Source organism: Massilia sp. TS11 (genome assembly GCF_022012445.1).
Classification (GTDB): Bacteria; Pseudomonadota; Gammaproteobacteria; order Burkholderiales; family Burkholderiaceae_D; genus Telluria.
Genome location: NZ_JAKLTS010000001.1, coordinates 447723 through 466676, shown reverse-complemented (window position 1 = coordinate 466676; position 18954 = coordinate 447723). Strand labels below are relative to the sequence as shown.

Sequence of the window (18954 nt, the reverse complement as noted above, 5' to 3'; positions counted from 1 at the left end):
GCGATCCTGGGATCGCCGCGTTGAGAATCAGTTCTCGAACTTCTTCATCCAGGCCGTCAGCTGATGCGGACGCAGGCCGTCGTAGTCCTCGAAGGGCTGGTGAATCCACGGATTGTGCGGCAGATACTCGAGGTAGTAGTCGGGACGGATTTCCGAGCAGCCCTTGACCCACAGCACCGCCGATTTGACTTCGTCGACGGCCGGGAAGTGTTCCTGCAGGTGCTCGCGCACTTTCTTCAGGGTCACGCCGGAGTCGGCCAGGTCGTCGACCAGCAGAATCTTGCCCTGCAGCGGGCCCTTGGTCATCGTGATGTATTTGGCGATGTCCAGATCGCCCTGCTTGCGGCCGGCTTCTTCGCGGTAGGAGCTGGTCGACAGGATCGCCAGCGGCACGTCGAAAATGCGCGACAGCACGTCGCCCACGCGCACGCCGCCGCGCGCCAGGCACAGCACCATGTCGAACTTCCAGTTCGATTCGTAGACGTTCAGGGCCAGGCGTTCGACCAGGCGGTTGTACTCATCCCAGGAAACCCACAGGTCCTTGTCGGTGCTCGGGGGCGTGCTCATGTGTTTTTCTCCTCTCGTGTGGATCAGGCGAAGGGGTGGCGCAGGACGATCGTCTCTTCGCGGTCCGGGCCAGTGCTGACCATGTCGACCGGGATGCCCACCACTTCTTCGATACGCTTGATGTAGGCGCGGGCAGCGGCCGGCAGCGCGTCGAGCGACTTGGCGCCCACGGTCGATTCGGTCCAGCCCGGCATTTCTTCGTACACCGGCACGCAGGCGGCGGCTTCTTCGGCGCCGACCGGGAACACATCGACGTCGCGGCCGTCGAGCTTGTAGCCGGTGCAGATCTTCAGGGTCTCCAGGCCGTCCAGCACGTCCAGCTTGGTCAGGCACATGCCGGTCACGCCATTGATCTGGACCGAGCGGCGCAGCAGGGCCGCATCGAACCAGCCGCAGCGGCGGGCGCGGCCCGTCACGGTGCCGAACTCATGGCCTTTGGACGACAGGTGGTGGCCAACGCCGGCATCGGTCGGCAGTTCCGACGGGAAGGGACCGGAACCGACGCGCGTGGTGTAGGCCTTGGTGATGCCCAGGATATAGTGCAGCATGTTCGGGCCGACGCCGGCACCGGCGGCGGCATTCCCGGCCACGCAGTTGGACGAAGTCACGAACGGATAGGTGCCGTGGTCGACGTCGAGCAGCGAGCCCTGGGCGCCTTCGAACAGCAGATTGGCGCCGGCCTGGTTGGCCTTGTACAGCGCGCTCGACACGTCAGCCACCATCGGACGCAGGCGCGGCACCAGGGCCATGGCCTCGTCAAAGGTTTTCTGGAAGTCGACTGCCTCGGATTTCAGATACTGGGTCAGCACGAAATTGTGCAGGTCCAGGTTTTCCTTCAGCTTCTCGGCGAAGCGCTGTTCGTTGAGCAGGTCGGACACGCGGATGGCGCGGCGCGCGACTTTGTCTTCATAGGTCGGGCCGATGCCCTTGCCGGTGGTGCCGATCTTGTTGGCGCCGCGCGCCGCTTCGCGCGCAACGTCGATCGCCACGTGGTAAGGCATGATGGCCGGCGCCGCTTCCGAGATCTTCAGACGCGATTCGACTTCGATGCCGTTCTTGGTCAGCTTGTCGATTTCTTGCATCAGGTGGCCGACCGAGACGACCACGCCATTGCCGATATAGCAGGCCACGCCAGCGCGCATGATGCCCGAGGGGATCAGCTGGAGCGCGGTTTTCACGCCGCCGATGACCAGCGTGTGGCCGGCGTTGTGGCCGCCCTGGAAACGGACCACGCCTTGCGCGTGATCGGTCAGCCAGTCCACGACCTTGCCCTTACCTTCATCACCCCACTGGGTGCCAATGACGACGACGTTCTTTGCCATGATGTTCTTACTTACGCTAAGTTTTTGAGAAGCCAATTTCCGTTTTCGAGCACGAGCACGCGGTCGCATTCGAATTCGTCCTGTTCGTTGTCGTGGCCCGGCAAGGACTGGATCACGACTTCACCGGCCGCACGCAGCGCGCCGATTTTGTCCTTGAGTTCGGGCGCATTGCCCCAGGGCGCGCGGATCGCATGCTTGCGCTCGGCCGTGGGCAGCAGGCGCGCCAGTTCACGCAGGTCCATCGAGAAGCCCGTTGCCGGGCGGGCGCGGCCAAAGGCTTCGCCCACATGGTCATAGCGGCCGCCGCGCGCCACCGCATTCGGCAGGCCGGTCACATACAGCGCGAACATGGCGCCGCTTTCATACTGGTAGCCGCGCAGGTCGGCAAGATCGATCGCCACCTCGGCGCGCCCGATCGCGTGGGCCGCCAGGGCGGCCAGTTCGGCCAGGGCCTTGGTCACGCCCGGCAGGGCCGGCAGCTCGCTGCGGGCGCGCTGCAGCACGTCGACGTCGCCATACAGATTCGGCAGGGCCAGCAGGGCCGCGCGCGTGGCCGGCGCATAGGCGGCCGTCAGTTCGCGCAGGCTCGGAATATCCTTGGCGCGCAGGTGGCCGATGATGGCGGCCTCGTCCTTGCGGGCGACGGCGTCCTCGGCCAGGATGGCGCGCAGCACGCCCACGTGGCACAGGTCCAGGCGGGCCTGATCAAAACCGGCCAGGGCCAGCGAGGCCAAGGCCAGTTCCTGAATTTCGGCATCCGCTTCCAGGCCCGCGTGGCCGTAGATCTCGCAGCCGATCTGAATCGGCTCGCGCGTCGCATGCAGGCCCGACGGGCGCGTATGCAGCACGCTGCCGGCGTAGCACAGGCGCGTGACCGAAGCGCGGTTCAGCAAGTGAGCGTCGATGCGCGCCACCTGGGTCGTCATATCGGCGCGCAGGCCCAGCATGCGGCCCGAAATCTGGTCGACCAGCTTGAAGGTGCGCAGGTCCGTATCCTGCCCCGCCCCGGTCAACAGCGAGTCGACATATTCGAGCAGCGGCGGCATCACCAGCTCATAGCCGTAGCGCCGGAAATTGTCCAGCATCAGCCGACGCAGATCCTCGATCTTGCGGGCTTCAGAGGGCAGCACATCGGCGATATGTTCAGGCAGCAGCCAGTTCGGCATGGGAGCGGAAATAAAAGGAACGCGGAATCGACAATTTTACCCGAAAAGCTCCCGAACAACAAAAGTTGCCAAACGGTGTCAGGTCCGGCAATCGGACATCGGGGAACTTTCCGCGACGCGGAAAGTTCCCCGATGTCCGATTGCCGGACCTGACACCGTTCAGTAAAACTTATTTGCCGCTGCTGGGGCTGCGGAAGTACTTGAAGAACTCGCTGTTGGGGTCAACCACCATCACGTCGCTGTGGTTCTTGAAGCTGGCCTTGTACGCTTCCAGCGAGCGGTAGAACTTGTAGAACTCGGGGTTCTTGCCGAACGCCTGGGAATAGATCTGCGCCGCCTTGGCATCGCCCTCACCCTGGATGCGGCCGGCTTCCTTGTAGGCCTCGGCCAGGATTTCGGCACGCTGTTTGTCGGCATCGGCGCGGATCTGCTCAAACTCGGCATTGCCGGTCGAGCGCGTCTCGTTGGCCACGCGCGTACGCTCGGCCTTCATGCGCTCGTACACGGAGTTGTTGATCTGCTCGACGTAGTCGACGCGCTTGAGGCGCACATCGACAATCTCGACGCCGATCTGCTTGGCCTCGCCCACCATCTTGGTGCGGATCGCTTCCATCACCTTGCCGCGCTCGCCCGAAATCACGTCGTGCACGGTGCGCTTGTTGATCTCGTCGTTCAGCGCGGCCTTGACGATCTGCAGCATGCGGTCGCGCGCGCGGCTCTCGTCACCGCCGAAGCTGACGAAATAGGTGCGCGGCTCGACGATGCGCCATTTCACGTAGGAGTCGATCTGCAGGTTCTTCTTCTCGGCCGTGATGAAACGGTCGGCGTCCTGGGTGTCGATGGTGAGCACGCGCTTGTCCAGGGTCAGCACGTTCTGAAACGGCGGCGGCAGCTTGAAGTGCAGACCAGGCGTGCTGATCACTTCCTTGACTTCGCCGAGCGCGAACACGATCGCGTACTGGCGCTGGTCGACCACGAACATGGTCGAAGACAGCAGCAGCAGGGCCAGGAAAATACTGACCACGAGGCTGGCAATACGGTTCATCAGCGGGCCTCCCGTTCACGCAGATTGTCGCGGCTGCGGCCCGGCTCGCGCACGCGCACCGAGTCGATGGTCGGCAGCGGCTCGGCAGTCGCCGGGGCCGGCGTGGCGGCGGCCGCGCCGCTGGCTTTCTCGCCGCTCTGGGCGATGATCTTGTCGAGCGGCAGATACAGCATGCTGCTATTGGCCTTGGAGTCGATCAGCACCTTGCTGGTGCTGCTGAAGATTTTCTGCATGGTTTCCAGATACATGCGGTCGCGCGTGACGCCCGGCGCTTTCTGGTACTCGGCCAGCACCTGGTTGAACCGGGCCACGTCGCCCGCGGCATTGCCGACGATGGTGGCGCGGTAGGCTTCGGCTTCCTTGATCAGGCGGATGGCGTCGCCCTTGGCGGCCGGCACCACGGTCTGCTCGTAAGCCTGGCCTTCGTTCTTGCGCCGCTCGCGGTCCTGGTAGGCCTTGACGGCGTCGTCAAAAGCGCCCTGCACCTGCTCGGGCGGCTGCACGTTTTGCATCGTCACATTGGTGACCAGCACGCCGGCCTTGTAACGGTCGAGGATGTGCTGCATCAGCTGCTGCACGTCGAAGGACACGCGCTCGCGGTTTTCATACAGGATCACGTCCATCTTGTTGCGGCCTACCACTTCGCGCGCGGCCGTCTCGGCCACCTGGCGCATGGTCTCCTCGGCCACGTCACGGTTATTGAACAACCAGTCCTTGGCGTCCTTCACCTTGTACTGCACGGCGAACTGCAGGTCGACGATGTTTTCGTCGTCGGTCAGCATCAGCGATTCGCGCGCCATGCGCGCCTTGCTCGGGCCGCGGTAGCCGATTTCCACCGTGCGCACCTGCGACACATTGACCGTTTCGTCATGCTGGAACGGATACGGCCAGCGCCAGTTGAAGCCGGGGCTGGCGGTGTGGCTGAACTTGCCGAAGGTGGTGATCACGCCGACCTGGCCTTCCTGCACGATGAAGGCGCCCGAGGCCAGCCAGATCAGCACGATGGCGCCGCCGACCACGCTGACAATCGCGGTGCCGGCGCCGCGCCCGGGCTGGAAGCCGGGCGTGGGCTGGCCCGGCGGCTGCGGGCGGCCGCCGAACAGGCGGTTCAGGCGCGCATTAAAGTCGCGCCACAATTGTTCCAGGTCGGGCGGACCATTGTCCTGGGCGGCGACATGGCCGGGCCGGCGCAGGCGCTTGAGGAGGTTGGCAAGCATGGCTTCAGTGGGCTCCGTGATGGGAGAGGTCGGTTTCAGTGTCGGGCAATTCTAAGCGATCGTCGCCGCCCCTGGCAGCTTTTCGGTGCGCCTGGGCGGCCTCGACGATGGCAGCGCGCAGCAGGTCCAGGCCCTGCCCTTTCTGGGCGCTGATGAAGACGCGCGCAACGCCGCCGTCTTCGCCGCGTTCGAGCGCGGGCGCAAGCTCGGCCATGTCGATCTTGTTCCAGACCAGGATCTGGGGAATATGGTCGGCGCCGATGTCGGCCAGCACGCCGTTGACGGCGGCGATCTGCTCCATGCGCACCGGGCTGGCCGCGTCGACCACATGCAGCAGCAGGTCGGCGTGGATGGTTTCCTCGAGCGTGGCGCGGAAGGCGGCCACCAGCTGGTGCGGCAGCTCGCGCACGAAGCCGACCGTGTCGGAAATGACCACATTGCCGACCTCCTCGCCCAGATAGATGCGGCGCGAGGTCGTGTCGAGCGTGGCGAACAGCTGGTTGGCCGCGTACACGCCGGCCTTGGTCATGCTGTTGAACAGGGTCGACTTGCCGGCATTCGTGTAGCCGACCAGGGAAACGGAAAACGTGTGGCTGCGCCCGCGCGCGCGGCGCTGGGTCGCGTGCTGCTTGCGCAGCTTGTCGAGACGGGCGCGCAGCATCTTGACGCGCTCGCCGATCAGGCGGCGGTCGGTTTCGAGCTGGGTTTCGCCCGGACCGCGCAGGCCGATACCGCCCTTCTGCCGTTCCAGGTGGGTCCAGCCGCGCACCAGGCGCGTGGCCAGGTGCTGGAGCTGGGCCAGTTCGACCTGCAGCTTGCCCTCGTGGCTCTGGGCGCGCTGGGCGAAGATGTCGAGGATCAGACTGGTACGGTCGAGCACGCGCACCTTGAGCACTTTCTCAAGATTGCGCTGCTGGGCGGGCGAGAGGGCGTGGTTGAAGATGACCAGCTCGAGCTGGTGGTCGCTCACGGCGTGGCCGATTTCCTCGGCCTTGCCGGAACCAACGAACAGGGCCGCATCGGGACTGCCGCGGCGGCCGGTGATGGTGGTGATCGGTTCCGCCCCGGCGGATCGGGCCAGCAGCGCGAGTTCCTCGAGGCTGGCCGCGAAATCGCCGTCACCGAAATCGACGCCGACTAGTGCTGCACGCATGACGACAACAATTCCGGTGATTGGCGCAGGGACGATCCGGCGCCCTTACTCGGCGTCGGAATCAAGATTGAGGTTGACGGCGCGGGCCGGCACGACGGTCGAGATCGCGTGCTTGTACACCATCTGGGTGACGGTATTGCGCAGCAGCACAACGTATTGATCGAAAGATTCGATATGACCTTGCAGCTTGATGCCGTTGACCAGATAGATCGAGACCGGCACATGCTCTTTGCGCAAGGCGTTGAGGAATGGGTCTTGTAACAGTTGCCCTTTATTGCTCATAACAGCTCCGTGTGTTGTTGTATTTTAGAAATTGGAGACGACCTGACGGAATTCAAGTCCCCTCCGCGCCAATTCACTGCAAAAGATCGCGATGGCGTTCCGAAGCTACTGTAACCTGTTTTGCGATCCCTTGCAGGGGATGTCCTGATCAGGCGCGCGACTTATCGAAGGGGTTCTTGCCGGAACGCAATTCAATGCGCAGCGGTGTCCCCACCAGTTTGAACGTGTCGCGGAAATGCTTCTCGAGGTAGCGCTTGTAGGGCTCGGTAATGGCCTCGACCGCATTGCCGTGGATAACGATGACGGGCGGGTTCATGCCGCCCTGGTGGGCATAGCGCAGCTTCGGCCGCACCGAGCCCTTGCGCTTCGGCTCCTGCTTCTCGATCGCCAGCTCGAGCGCGCGCGTCAGGCGCGGGGTCGACAGCTTGGCGGTGGCGGCCGCATAGGCGCTGTCGATCGACTTCATCAGGGGGCCGATGCCGGTGCCCTTCAGGGCCGAAATGAAATGGGTCTTGGCAAAGCCGAGGAAGTCGAGCTTGCGGTCGAGGTCCATCTTGACCTGGTCGCGCTGGTGCGACTGCAGACCGTCCCACTTGTTGACGGCCACCACCAGGGCGCGCCCCGATTCGAGGATGAAGCCGGCGATGTGGGCGTCCTGCTCGGACACGTCCTGACGGGCGTCGAGCAGCAGCAGCACGACATTGGCGTCCGAGATCGATTTCAGCGTCTTGACGACTGAGAACTTCTCGATCGCCTCGAACACCTTGCCGCGCCGGCGGATACCGGCCGTGTCGATCAGGGTGTAAGGCTTGCCTTCGCGCTCGAACGGAATCTCGATGGCGTCGCGCGTCGTGCCCGGCATGTCGAAGGCGATCACGCGCTCTTCGCCGATCAGGGTATTGACGAGCGTCGACTTGCCGACATTCGGACGGCCGACGATGGCAATCTTGACGCCGGCCGATTCGGGCAGCAGTTCCTCTTCGTCGGCCGGGCGGCTGGCTTCGGCCAGGTCGAGCGCCTCGTTGACCAGGTCGTGCACGCCGTCGCCGTGGGCGGCCGAGATCACATACGGGTCGCCGAGGCCGAGCTCGTAGAAGTCGGCCGTCACGCTGGTGTACTTCATGCCTTCGGCCTTGTTCACCACCAGCATCACCTTACGGCCCGACTTGCGCAGGAAGTCGGTGATCGTCTTGTCGTGCGGGGTCAGGCCCTGGCGGCCGTCGACGATGAAGACGACGACGTCGGCTTCGGCCACGGCCTGCTTGGTCTGCTTGGCCATCTCGTGCAGGATGCCATCCTTGGCGACCGGCTCGAAACCGCCGGTGTCGATCACGAGGAAGGGGCGCTCGCCGACCCGGCCCTCGCCGTAGTGGCGGTCGCGCGTCAGGCCCGGCAGGTCCGCCACCAGCGCGTCACGCGAGCGGGTCAGGCGGTTGAACAGGGTCGACTTGCCGACATTCGGGCGGCCTACGAGTGCAATAACGGGTTTCATATTCTTCTTATTCGACCGTGATGGCGCTCACGGTTCCATTCTGGGTTTGGACGATCAGGGTCGAGCCGGCCACGACCGGGGTGCCGACCACCGGGCTGCCGTCGGTTTTTTCGCGCGCCAGCAGGTTGCCCTCTTCACGCGCGAGGAAATGCACATAGCCCTGGTAATCGCCGACGGCGACGGCACGGCCGATCGAGGCCGGGGCCGACAGGCGGCGATAAGCCAGTTTATCGGTCTTCCAGGCGCTGGCGCCCGAGTCGCGGAAATAGGCGACCACGGCGCCCTTGTCGTCGGCCGCGAAGACGAAGCGCTGGTCGGCCGCCACGCCCACTTCGGACGACAGCTCCTTGCTCCAGCGCGAGACACCGGTGCCGGTGTCGAAGCAGGCCACGCGGCCCTGGTAGGTGGCGGCGCAGACATCGCGCTCGACCACGACCGGACGGCCGCCGACATCGGTCACGCGGTCGAGTTCGGTGGCGCCCTTGGCCTCACCGACATTGGCTTCCCAGCGCGGACCGCCGGTGGCGATCAAGAGCGCACTCATCTTGCCGCCCGGCTGGGCGACGATCACTTCCTTGCCATTGACCACCATGCCCGGCGCATTGCGCAGGGTCAGCGGCGGAATCGGCCGCTGCACCAGCCATTTGCGCTCGCCGGTTTTGACGTCGAAGCCGGCGATGCGGTTATCGAGGCTGCGCACGATCACCATGCCCTGTTCGACCACGGGCGCGCTCAGCACCTCGGAAGAGAGCTGGGCTTTCCACAGCGGCTTGCCTTCCATGTCGAGCACCTGCAGCTGGCCCTTGGGCAGGCCGACCGCGATCACGCTGCCGTCGGTCGCCGCGGCCGAGCTCAGGCCGCCCTCGATGCGGGTCTTCCACAGCGGCTTGCCGTCGGCCAGATTCAGGCGCGCCAGCGCACCGTCGGCGGCGCCGACCAGCACACTGCCGTTGTAGACGGTCGGCGTGAAGTCATACAGCTCGGACTTGCCGATCGCATAGGTCCAGGCCGTGCGCACCGACAGGCTGGGCTTGATCTCGACCAGGGCGGCCGGCTGCGGGCCCTTGGGTGCGGACGAGAACGGGTTCAGCGAGCTCAGGGTCGAGCAGCCGGACAGCAGGGCCAGCGCGGCGGCGGCGAGAAGATGGGGGGTGAATCGCATGTGTCGGACAACCTTTATCTGTTGCGGTTTCCCGCGCCGCCAGGGGCGCGGGGCCAGGCATTACGCGCCGCCGAGGGCGTCGAGCTTGATCTGCACGAGCTGGCGGCCGGGCGCCGTCTTGTCCATCGCGTCGAGCGCGGCCTTGTAGGCGCCCTTGGCGTCGGCGGCCTTGTCCTGGGCGGCCAGGATGTCGCCCTTGCGCTCGGCCACCTGGGCCTTGAACGCGGCCGGGAATTCGCCGGCCAGCAGTTGCAGGCCGGCGTCATAGGCTTTCTCGTCGAGCAGCACGCCCGACAGACGCAGCTTGGCGATCGCCTTGTACTCGTCGTTGCCGTTGTCGATCACCCATTGCAGCTGGGCCTTGGCGGTCTTCAGATCATTCGCTTCGAAGGCGGCCTTGGCGGCGGCCATGGCCGTCATGCCGGCGTAGATGGTGCGCGCGTATTTGTTTTCGACGTCGCCGGCGATGCGCTGAAGCTGGGCATTGTCCTTCTTCTCCACGGCCTGGGTGGCCTGGTAGTAGAGGTCGGAAGCCTGGGCCGCCTGGCTGCGCTGGTGGTAGTTCCAGAAGTTGTAGCCGGCATACGAGGCCATGCCGATGATGGCGATCCAGGTGATCAGGTTGCCGTACTGGCCCCAGAAGGCCTTGAATTGCGCTAGTTGCTCTTGTTCTTCGAGATCGTAAGCCATTGAAGCTGTCTCCGTGGGGAATTAATGGTGGTAGTGGACGTGGTCGTGATCGTGGTCGTTGCCGACGATGTCGTCGACCACATGCTCAACCACATCATCGAAGGCCACCGCCACCTGCTGCGCCTCGCGGTCGCGCAGCGGCTTGACGACGGCCGTACCGTTCTTGATTTCGTCCTCGCCGAGGATGACGGCGAAGGCGGCGCCGCTGGCATCGGCCTTCTTCATCTGCGACTTGAAGGAACCGGCGCCGCCCGGCGTGGCGCAATGTAGCACAACGTCGAGGCCGGCATCACGGATGCGTTCGGCCAGGATGAAGGCCTGGGTCTGGGCCTCGCTGCCCTGGTGCACCATGTAGACGTCGCACTGGCTCGGCAGGGCCGGCTCGCCGGCCACCTTCATCAGTTCGATCAGGCGCTCGATGCCCATGGCGAAACCGACGCCCGGGGTCGGCTTGCCGCCGAAGGACTCGATCAGCGGGTCATAGCGGCCGCCGGCGCAGACCGTGCCCTGGGCGCCGAGTTCCTCGGTGATCCATTCGAACACGGTGCGGTTGTAGTAGTCGAGGCCGCGCACCAGGCGCGGGTTGATCGTGAACTGCACATTGCTGCGGTTCAGGATGTCCTGCACGCCCTGGAAGTGGGCCAGCGATTCCGCGCCGAGGAAGTCGAGCAGCTTGGGCGCGCCATTGACCAGCTCCTGCATGGCCGGATTCTTGGTGTCGAGGATGCGCAGCGGATTGCTGTGCAGGCGGCGCTTGGCGTCCTCGTCGAGCTGCTCGGCGTGGGCTTCGAAATACTTGATCAGCTCGGCGCGGTGGGCGGCCCGTTCGCTGGCGTCGCCGATCGAGTTGATCTCCAGGCGGATATTGTCCAGGCCCAGGTCGTCCCACAGGCGGCGGCACATGAGGATGATTTCAGCGTCGATATCGGGGCCGGTGAAGCCGATCGCCTCGCAGCCGAACTGGTGGAATTGGCGGTAGCGCCCGCGCTGCGGCCGTTCGTGGCGGAACATCGGGCCCTTGTACCACAGGCGCTTCGGGCCCTCGTAGGCCAGATTGTGTTCGATGACCGAACGCACGACGCCGGCTGTGCCTTCCGGACGCAGGGTCAGCGCGTCGCCGTTCATCGAATCGGTGAACGAATACATCTCCTTCTCGACGATGTCGGTGACGGCGCCGATGGCGCGCGCGAACAGGGCCGTGTTTTCCACGATCGGGGTGCGGATCTGCTGGAAGCCGTAGCTTTGCACGACCGACTGGGCCGTGTTTTCAAACAGTTCCCACAGCGCGGCATCCTGGGGCAGCACATCGTTCATGCCCTTGATGCCAGAGAGTTTTTCTTTCTTATCGCTTGCCATAATTGGTTTCTACGTAATCAAGCACGATGGCTTTGAAGTCGGCGACGATGCTGTCGCCGCGCAAGGTGGCCTTCTTCACGCCATCGACGAACACCGGGGCCGCCGGGGACTCGCCCGTGCCCGGCAGACTGATGCCGATGTGCGCATGTTTCGATTCACCCGGGCCATTGACGATGCAGCCCATCACGGCCACATTCATCGCCTCCACGCCCGGATAGCGTTTTTTCCACTCGGGCATCTGCTCGCGCAGGAAGCTCTGGATATCGTCGGCCAGTTCCTGGAACACGGTCGAGGTGGTGCGGCCGCAGCCCGGGCAGGCAATCACCATCGGGGTGAATTTGCGCAGGCCCATGGTCTGCAGGATTTCCTGGGCCACCACGACTTCCTTGGTGCGGTCGCCGCCCGGCTCGGGCGTGAGCGACACGCGGATGGTTGAGCCGATGCCCTCCTGCAGCAGGATGCCGATCGCGGCCGTCGAGGCGACGATGCCCTTGCTGCCCATGCCGGCCTCGGTCAGGCCCAGGTGCAGCGGATAGTCGCAGCGGCGTGCCAGTTCGCGGTAGACGGCGATCAGGTCCTGCACGCCCGAAACTTTGCACGAGAGGATGATCTTGTCGCCGGCCAGGCCCAGCTCTTCGGCCTTGGCCGCGCTTTCCAGGGCCGAGGTGATCAGGGCTTCGTACATGACCGACTGGGCCGACCAGGGCTGGGCGCGCTGGGCGTTCTCGTCCATGATGCGCGCCAGCAGCGACTGGTCGAGGCTGCCCCAGTTGACACCGATGCGCACCGGCTTGTCGTACTGGGCCGCCACCTCGATCATCTGGGCGAACTGGGTGTCGCGCTTGGCGCCCTGCCCCACATTGCCCGGATTGATACGGTATTTCGACAGGGCCTTGGCGCAGTCCGGATACTCGCGCAGCAGGGTGTGGCCGTTGTAGTGGAAGTCGCCCACCAGCGGCACGTCGATCTCCATGCGGTCGAGCTGCTCGCGGATATACGGCACGGCCTTGGCCGCTTCCGGATTGTTCACGGTGATGCGCACCAGCTCGGAGCCGGCGCGCGCCAGCTCCTTGACCTGGATGGCGGTGCCGAGCGCATCGGCCGTATCGGTATTGGTCATCGACTGCACGCGCACGGGCGCGTCGCCGCCGATGGTGACCACGCGCGCACCGTGCACGACGCGCACCTGGCGCGTCAGGCGCGGGGCCGCCGGCCCGCTGGGAATCGGATTCAGTTCAGACATTACTTGATGCTCACGCGCGCAAACGACTTGTTCGGGACCTTGGGCAGGGCCAGGGCGGCGCCGCGCAGGCTGGCGTCGACGCCATCCGGATTGCCGACCACCAGGGCCACGGGCTCGGTGATCTCGAAAGTTTCGGTCGCGCCCGGCTTGACCAGGCGCTTGATCCAGGCGGCGCCGCCGCTGGCCGGATTAATCTGGACCCAGGACTCCTCGCGCACCTTGATCACCAGGGTGTTGGCGCCGGCCTTGGGGGCGGCCGGCTGGGCCGCGGGCGGGGTCGCCTGGGCCTGGACCGGCGTCGCTGCCGGCGCCGCAGGGGCGGCCACGGAGGCGGCCAGGCTCGGCGGCTTGAGGGCGGCCGGGGCGGCATTCGCCGCGGCCACGCTGGCCTGGGTCGGTTTCAGGCCGATGCCATTTGGCGCGGCGGCGGCCGGGTCGGGCGCGGCCGGCACACTGGCGGCGGCGGCACCGGCCTCGGCCGGCGCGGGCGCGGCCGCATTCGGATCGGGCACGGGCGCCGGGGCCGGGGCCGGGGCGGGCGGCGTCAGCACCACCGGAGCCGGCGCGGGCGCGCTGGCCGCGTCCTTGTGGCTATTGCTGGGCAGCAGATCGAACTGGTAGGCGGCCACCACGGCGCCGATCGCCACCACGGCGGCGACGATCGCGCTGACCGGCATGCCGGTACGCTTGCCGTGCGTCGGTTTGGCGTCCGAATACGAGGCCAGGGTTTCACGCCGCACGGCGGCGCCGGCCTCGGTCGGGCCGGTGTCCGCGGCCAGCATCGCCACCAGCGGCGCCGGATCGAGGCGCACGACCTTGGCGTAGGCGCGCACGAAGCCGCGCACCACGGCCAGCGGCGGCAAGGCGGCCATATCGCCCGCCTCGATCGCCAGCACCTGGCGCGGCTGCAGCTTCAGCTGCTCGGCCACCTGCTCCACGCTCCAGCCCAGAGACTCACGCTGTGCTGCCAGCAATGCACCGGGACCGGCCCCATCCGGCCCGCGTTCTGCCCACTCTGCACTCATTGCTCACTCACTCGTTAAACGCGCCGCGCTGGAATGCGGCAAATTCGGCCGACGTCGGGAAGCGCCGGCTCAGTTGGGCCACCAGGCTCGCCTCGGTCTGCTTGTCACCCTCGCGCCGCTTGACGCGGATCGCCGCCCACAGCGCATCGGCGCCGAGCGTGTCGAGCTTGGCCACGGCCAGCATGCGGTTGACGAAGAAGGCGGCGCGCGCCGGGTCGCGCTTGTCCAGATACAGCCGGGCCAGGGCCGCATTGGTCGCGGGCTGGTCGGCGTCGAGACGCAGGGCGTCGAGCAGATAGCGCTCGGCCGCGTCGAAATTCTTCAGCTTCAGGCTGCAGCTGCCGGCATTGACCAGGGCGCCCAGCGGGGCCTGGTAGTTGCGGTTGCGCAGGGCCGCCTCGAAGTAGGGAATCGCCTGGGCCGGGCGGCCGGCCTGGCACAGGAAGGAGCCGTAGTTATTGCTCAGGTTCGGATTGTCCGGCGCGAGCTTCAGGGCGCGCTGAAAGTTCTCGTCGGCCAGCACGTTCTCGCCCATCGCCATGTAGATCAGGGCGCGCATGCCGTACGCATCGGCGCTGGCCGGGTCGATCAGGATGGCCTGCTTGATCTCGTCGAGCGCGATTTCGTACTGCTTGTTCTCGTAGTAGCCGACGGCCAGCTGCAGGCGCAGCTGGGCGCGCTTCTGGGCGCTGGTCTGGTCGGACAGGGTCTGCAGCTCGTGGGTCTTGCCTTCGAGCGCGGGCGGACTGCCGCACGCGCTGAGCAGGAGGGCCGTCGCCAGGCCCAGGGCCAGCCGGCCGCTCAAGAGGGAATCTCCACGATGCGCCCGAAGTTGGCGCCGAACTTCTTCTGATATTCCGCCATCTTTTCCATACGCTCCTGTACGCGGGTACGGTCTTGGACTTCCCCGGCCAGCTGGCCGCAGGCGGCGTCGATATCGTCGCCGCGCGTCTTGCGGATCGTGGTCACGATGCCCGCATCCATGAGGATCTGGGCAAAGGCCTTGATGCGCGGATTCTTCGAGCGCACCAGACCCGACTCGGGGAAGGGGTTGAAGGGAATCAGGTTGAATTTGCAGTGGACGCCGACCTCGCGGTCCTGCACCAGGGCCACCAGTTCGCGCGCATGCTGGTCGCTGTCATTGACGCCGTCGAGCATGCAGTATTCGAAAGTGATGAAGTCGCGCGGGGCGAACTCCACATAGCGGCGGCAAGCGGCCAGCAGCTCGCGCAGCGGGTATTTCTTGTTGAGCGGGACCAGGCCATCGCGCAGGGCGTCATTCGAGGCGTGCAGCGACACCGCCAGCGCCACCGGCACTTCCTGCGCGAGCTTGTCCATCATCGGGACCACGCCCGAGGTCGAGAGCGTGACGCGGCGGCGCGACAGGCCATAGGCATTGTCGTCGAGCATCAGCTTCAGGGCGGTCGTGGTCGGTTCAAAATTGAGCAGGGGTTCGCCCATGCCCATCATCACCACATTGGTGATCTGGCGCTCGCCCTTGGGACCGGCAGGGATGCCCTTGGTGCGGCGCAGCTCGAATTCGGCCATCCACAGCTGGCCGATGATTTCGGCCACGCTCAGATTGCGGTTGAAACCTTGTTTGCCGGTCGAGCAGAAACGGCAGTTGACCGCGCAGCCGGCCTGGGTCGAGATACACAGGGTGCCGCGGTCGTCCTCGGGAATGAACACGGTCTCGACGGCATTGCCATTGCCGACATCGACCAGCCACTTGCGCGTGCCATCGCTCGACGTGTGGTCGGAGATGACGGCCGGCGCACGCACTTCGGCGCAGGTCTTGAGCTTCTCGCGCAGGGACTTGGCCAGGTCGCTCATGTCGTCGAAATTGGCGACCCCGAACTGGTGGATCCAGCGCTGCAGCTGCTTGGCGCGAAATGGTTTCTCACCCAGCTCGGCGCAGTAAGCGACGAGCTGTGCGGGATCGAGGTCCAGCAGATTGGTGAGGGACGTGCTCATGTTTCTTTCCTTTCCGCCCGCCCCGAGGGGAACGGGCGGGGCACAACTAATTAACGCGAGTAGACGTTCAGGGCCGGGAAGAAGTAGGCGATTTCCACGGCAGCCGTTTCAGCGGCGTCCGAGCCGTGCACGGCGTTGGCGTCGATCGAATCGGCGAAATCGGCGCGGATCGTGCCTTTTTCAGCTTTCTTCGGGTCGGTGGCGCCCATCAGTTCACGGTTCTTGGCGATCGCGCCTTCACCTTCCAGCACTTGCACCATCACGGGGCCCGAGATCATGAAGTCGACCAGATCTTTGAAGAAGGGACGCTCTTTGTGGACAGCGTAGAAACCTTCTGCATCAGCGCGCGACAGGTGCACCATGCGAGCGGCGACCACTTTCAGGCCAGCGCCTTCGAAACGGCTGTAGATTTGGCCGATCACGTTCTTGGCGACTGCGTCCGGTTTGATGATCGACAGGGTGCGTTCGATTGCCATTTGTAAAAACTCCAGTAAAAAGAAAGGTTTAAATCAATGAATTGAGAACTCAATCAACCTTTAATTCTAACATATTCCCTCACCCACCCCCAGAAATTCCGGTTACCAGACGTTTCATGCTAGAGTGCACCCGGTTTCCATCTTAGGAGAAGCAAATGATTCCTAATATTCAACAACAGTATGACATCGGCGCCAGCGCCCAGTTCGCGCGCAACCGCGTGCTGCGCAACACCTATGGCCTGCTGGCCCTGTCGATGCTGCCGACCATCCTCGGCGCCGTCGTCGGCATGACCCTGGCGCTGCCCCTGATCGCCTCGGGGATCGGCTTCCTGGTGCTGTTCCTGGCCATGTTCGGCCTGATCTTCGCGATCGAGAAATACAAAAATTCGGGCACCGGCGTGCTGCTGCTGCTCGGCTTTACCTTCGTGATGGGCATGCTGCTGGCCCCGCTGCTGACCTACACCCTGCATTTCCGCAATGGCGCCCAGCTGATCATGCTGGCCTTTGGCGGCACCGCGGCCGTGTTCGCGACGATGGCCTCGATCGCCACCGTCAGCAAGCGCGACTTCTCGTCGATGGGGAAATGGCTGTTCGCCGGCGTGATCGTGCTGCTGCTGGCGGGGATCGCCAACATCTTCCTGCAGCTGCCGGCGCTGACCATCGTGATGTCGGCCGTGACCATCCTGATCTTCTCGGCCTACATCCTGTACGACGTGCAGCAGGTGGTCAATGGCGGCGAGACCAATTACGTGACGGCCACGCTGCAGATCTACCTCGACATCTACAACATCTTCACCGCCCTGCTGCGTCTGCTGGGCATCGTCGGCGGCGACGACTAAGCCGCTGCAAAACCCTGCGCCAGCGTGGCCGTGATGACGGCCGCCGGCGCAGCGCGGCATCCAGCCGCATTCTGCCCCGCCCACAGCGGCGACATCTCCCCCGAACCTTCCGCTTCCGCCTGCGCCCGCAAGGGGGCGAGTGCGGCCGTGGCCAATGGAAAGGCCGGCGCCAGCTCGGACAGCGGCCCCAGCTCGCGCATCAGGCGGTTGACGATGCCGCGCGCCGGGCGCCCGGTGAACAGATTGGTCAGGGCCGTGTGGGCTGCGCGCGGCGACTGCAGAGCCTGGCGATGGACGGCGCTGGTGCGCGCCTCGTCGGCCAGCAGATAGGCGGTACCGACCTGCACGCCGGCCGCGCCGAGCACCATGGCCGCGCGCACCCCGGCCGCGTCGGCGATGCCGCCGGCCGCCACCACCGGCACCGGCAGGCGCTGGGCCAGCTGCGGCAGCAGCGCGAAGGTCCCCATCTGGCGGCTCAGGTCGTGGCTAAGGAAATGGCCGCGATGACCGCCCGCCTCCAGCCCCTGGGCAATGACGACATCGGCCCCGTGCTCGACCAGCCACTGGCCTTCATCGAGCGTGGTGGCCGAGGCCAGCACCAGGGCGCCCCAGGCCTTGACGCGCGCCAGCAGGGCCGCCTCCGGCAGACCGAAATGGAAACTGACGACCGGTGGCCGGAAGGCCGCGATGACTTCGAGCTGGGCCGCGCTGAACGGCGCCCGCCCGGGCCCTGCCGCAATGCCAGCCGGATCGATGCCGGCCGCCGCGTAATACGGCCCGAGGCCGGCGCGCCAGGCCTGCTCGCGCGCCGGATCGGGCGTGGGCGTCTGGTGGCAGAAGAAATTGACGTTGTAGGGCCCCGGTGCGGCCGCCGCGATGGCGGCCAGCTGCTGGCCCAGGGCCTCGGGCGTGAGCATGGCGGCCGGCAGCGCGCCAAGGCCGCCAGCGCGGCTGACGGCAATACACAGGGCCGCATCCTGGACGCCGGCCATGGGCGCCTGCAGGAGCGGGAACTTCGTGCGCAGTCGTTCGGTCAGATTCATAACACGAGCATAGCGCGATTTCGCCGCGCACTCTTGAAACCCGCGTGCCAGCCCTCACCTTGGGGGTGTTGTCAGAGGAGGTCTTATGATTCCCAGCATTCAACGTCCATACAATCTGAGCGCCAGCATGCAGGGCGTGCGCCACCGCGTGCTGCGCAATACCTACTGGCTGCTGGCCCTGTCGATGCTGCCCACCGTGCTGGGCGCCGTGGTCGGCATGCAGTTCGCGGCCCCGCTGTTCCTCAGTGGCGTCGGTCTGCTGTTGGCCCTGGTCGGCATGTTCGGTTTCATTTTCGCCATCCGCGCCACCCAGGAGTCGGGCTGGGGCGTGCTGGTGCTGCTCGGCTTCACCTTCTTCATGGGCGTGATGCTCACGCCGATCCTCAGCTATACCCTGGCGTTTCGCAACGGGCCCGAGCTGATCATGCTGGCCTTTGGCGGCACCGCAGCCATCTTTGCCACGCTGGCCAGCGTCGCCAGCGTCACCAAGCGCGACTTCTCTTTCCTTGGCAAGTGGCTGCTGGCCGGTCTGGTGGTGCTGATTCTGGCCTCGCTGGCCAACATCTTCCTGCAGCTGCCGGCCCTGACCCTGGCCGTGTCGAGCGCCGCCGTCATGCTGTTTTCGGCCCTGATCCTGTTCGACGTCCAGCGCATCATCAACGGTGGCGAAACCAATTACATCGCCGCCACGCTTGCCATCTATCTCGACGTGTACAACGTGTTCGTCAACCTGCTGTCCCTGCTCGGGATCGGTTTCGGCGAACGCGACTGACACCGCACCGCTCTCTCCCTTGAGCCGGCCTGGAGCCGGCTCTTTTTTTTGCCGCCCCACCTTGCCCCACAAACAAATCGGGGTCAGACCCCAATTATCTCGCAAGAAAAATGGGGTCTGACCCCATTTT

General features: G+C 65.4%; 19 protein-coding genes. 2 read left to right on the top strand and 17 right to left on the bottom strand.

The features are described 5' to 3' along the window. Positions 1-27: 27 nt before the first annotated feature. The 16 genes from LZ005_RS02135 to ndk all read right to left on the bottom strand — a co-directional run bounded on the left by LZ005_RS02135 (position 28) and on the right by ndk (position 16170). On the bottom strand, positions 28-567 hold the full coding sequence (locus tag LZ005_RS02135; protein ID WP_237804202.1) for a phosphoribosyltransferase: 540 nt from the start codon (positions 565-567) through the stop codon (positions 28-30). A 23-nt stretch (positions 568-590) separates the two neighbouring features. After that, positions 591-1889 carry an adenylosuccinate synthase gene (locus LZ005_RS02130; protein ID WP_237804201.1) on the bottom strand — a complete coding sequence of 433 codons (1299 nt, stop codon included), beginning with the start codon at positions 1887-1889 and terminating at the stop codon, positions 591-593. Between the two features lie 11 nt (positions 1890-1900). After that, on the bottom strand, positions 1901-3055 hold the full coding sequence (locus tag LZ005_RS02125) for an ATP phosphoribosyltransferase regulatory subunit (protein WP_237804199.1): 1155 nt from the start codon (positions 3053-3055) through the stop codon (positions 1901-1903). Between the two features lie 169 nt (positions 3056-3224). Next, the gene (gene hflC, locus LZ005_RS02120) at positions 3225-4100 is read right to left on the bottom strand and encodes a protease modulator HflC (protein ID WP_237804197.1); all 876 of its coding nucleotides are present in this window, start codon (positions 4098-4100) and stop codon (positions 3225-3227) included. Next, positions 4100-5317: an FtsH protease activity modulator HflK gene (gene hflK / locus LZ005_RS02115; RefSeq protein ID WP_237804195.1), complete on the bottom strand. Its 1218-nt coding sequence runs from the start codon at positions 5315-5317 to the stop codon at positions 4100-4102. Before hflK ends, hflC begins: the two co-directional genes overlap by 1 nt. Positions 5318-5321: 4 nt before the next feature. Beyond that, positions 5322-6470: a GTPase HflX gene (hflX, locus tag LZ005_RS02110; RefSeq protein WP_237804193.1), complete on the bottom strand. Its 1149-nt coding sequence runs from the start codon at positions 6468-6470 to the stop codon at positions 5322-5324. A gap of 45 nt (positions 6471-6515) precedes the next feature. Beyond that, entirely contained in the window at positions 6516-6752 is a 237-nt protein-coding gene (gene hfq / locus LZ005_RS02105; RefSeq protein ID WP_237804191.1) for an RNA chaperone Hfq, read from the bottom strand. A gap of 148 nt (positions 6753-6900) precedes the next feature. Beyond that, entirely contained in the window at positions 6901-8244 is a 1344-nt protein-coding gene (gene der, locus LZ005_RS02100) for a ribosome biogenesis GTPase Der (protein WP_237804189.1), read from the bottom strand. Positions 8245-8251: 7 nt separating this feature from the next. Beyond that, complete coding sequence (bamB, locus tag LZ005_RS02095) at positions 8252-9406, bottom strand: outer membrane protein assembly factor BamB (RefSeq protein ID WP_237804187.1); 1155 nt, start codon at positions 9404-9406, stop codon at positions 8252-8254. 60 nt (positions 9407-9466) lie between these two features. Then, positions 9467-10096 carry a tetratricopeptide repeat protein gene (locus LZ005_RS02090; protein WP_237804184.1) on the bottom strand — a complete coding sequence of 210 codons (630 nt, stop codon included), beginning with the start codon at positions 10094-10096 and terminating at the stop codon, positions 9467-9469. A 21-nt stretch (positions 10097-10117) separates the two neighbouring features. After that, a complete protein-coding gene (gene hisS / locus LZ005_RS02085) occupies positions 10118-11452 on the bottom strand; it encodes a histidine--tRNA ligase (protein ID WP_237804182.1) in 1335 nt (444 codons plus the stop codon). Beyond that, the gene (gene ispG / locus LZ005_RS02080; RefSeq protein ID WP_237804180.1) at positions 11439-12695 is read right to left on the bottom strand and encodes a flavodoxin-dependent (E)-4-hydroxy-3-methylbut-2-enyl-diphosphate synthase; all 1257 of its coding nucleotides are present in this window, start codon (positions 12693-12695) and stop codon (positions 11439-11441) included. The genes hisS and ispG overlap by 14 nt, the downstream gene beginning before the upstream one ends. Beyond that, positions 12695-13720 (bottom strand): helix-turn-helix domain-containing protein, encoded by a 1026-nt coding sequence (locus tag LZ005_RS02075; RefSeq protein WP_237804178.1) that lies wholly within the window; start codon positions 13718-13720, stop codon positions 12695-12697. Before LZ005_RS02075 ends, ispG begins: the two co-directional genes overlap by 1 nt. 7 nt (positions 13721-13727) lie before the next feature. Continuing rightward, entirely contained in the window at positions 13728-14525 is a 798-nt protein-coding gene (gene pilW / locus LZ005_RS02070; RefSeq protein ID WP_237804176.1) for a type IV pilus biogenesis/stability protein PilW, read from the bottom strand. Further along, positions 14522-15694: a 23S rRNA (adenine(2503)-C(2))-methyltransferase RlmN gene (rlmN, locus tag LZ005_RS02065; protein WP_237804174.1), complete on the bottom strand. Its 1173-nt coding sequence runs from the start codon at positions 15692-15694 to the stop codon at positions 14522-14524. The genes pilW and rlmN overlap by 4 nt, the downstream gene beginning before the upstream one ends. Before the next feature lie 50 nt (positions 15695-15744). After that, positions 15745-16170: a nucleoside-diphosphate kinase gene (gene ndk / locus LZ005_RS02060; RefSeq protein WP_237804172.1), complete on the bottom strand. Its 426-nt coding sequence runs from the start codon at positions 16168-16170 to the stop codon at positions 15745-15747. Positions 16171-16328: 158 nt separating this feature from the next. Between ndk and LZ005_RS02055 the strand changes: the two genes are divergently transcribed. Further along, a complete protein-coding gene (locus tag LZ005_RS02055) occupies positions 16329-17009 on the top strand; it encodes a Bax inhibitor-1/YccA family protein (protein WP_373889292.1) in 681 nt (226 codons plus the stop codon). Here LZ005_RS02055 and LZ005_RS02050 read toward each other — a convergent pair. Beyond that, positions 17006-18052 (bottom strand): nitronate monooxygenase family protein, encoded by a 1047-nt coding sequence (locus LZ005_RS02050; protein WP_237804168.1) that lies wholly within the window; start codon positions 18050-18052, stop codon positions 17006-17008. The genes LZ005_RS02055 and LZ005_RS02050 overlap by 4 nt on opposite strands. A gap of 85 nt (positions 18053-18137) precedes the next feature. Here LZ005_RS02050 and LZ005_RS02045 point away from each other — a divergent pair, with 85 nt between their 5' ends. Next, positions 18138-18824 carry a Bax inhibitor-1/YccA family protein gene (locus LZ005_RS02045; RefSeq protein ID WP_237804166.1) on the top strand — a complete coding sequence of 229 codons (687 nt, stop codon included), beginning with the start codon at positions 18138-18140 and terminating at the stop codon, positions 18822-18824. Positions 18825-18954 lie beyond the last annotated feature (130 nt).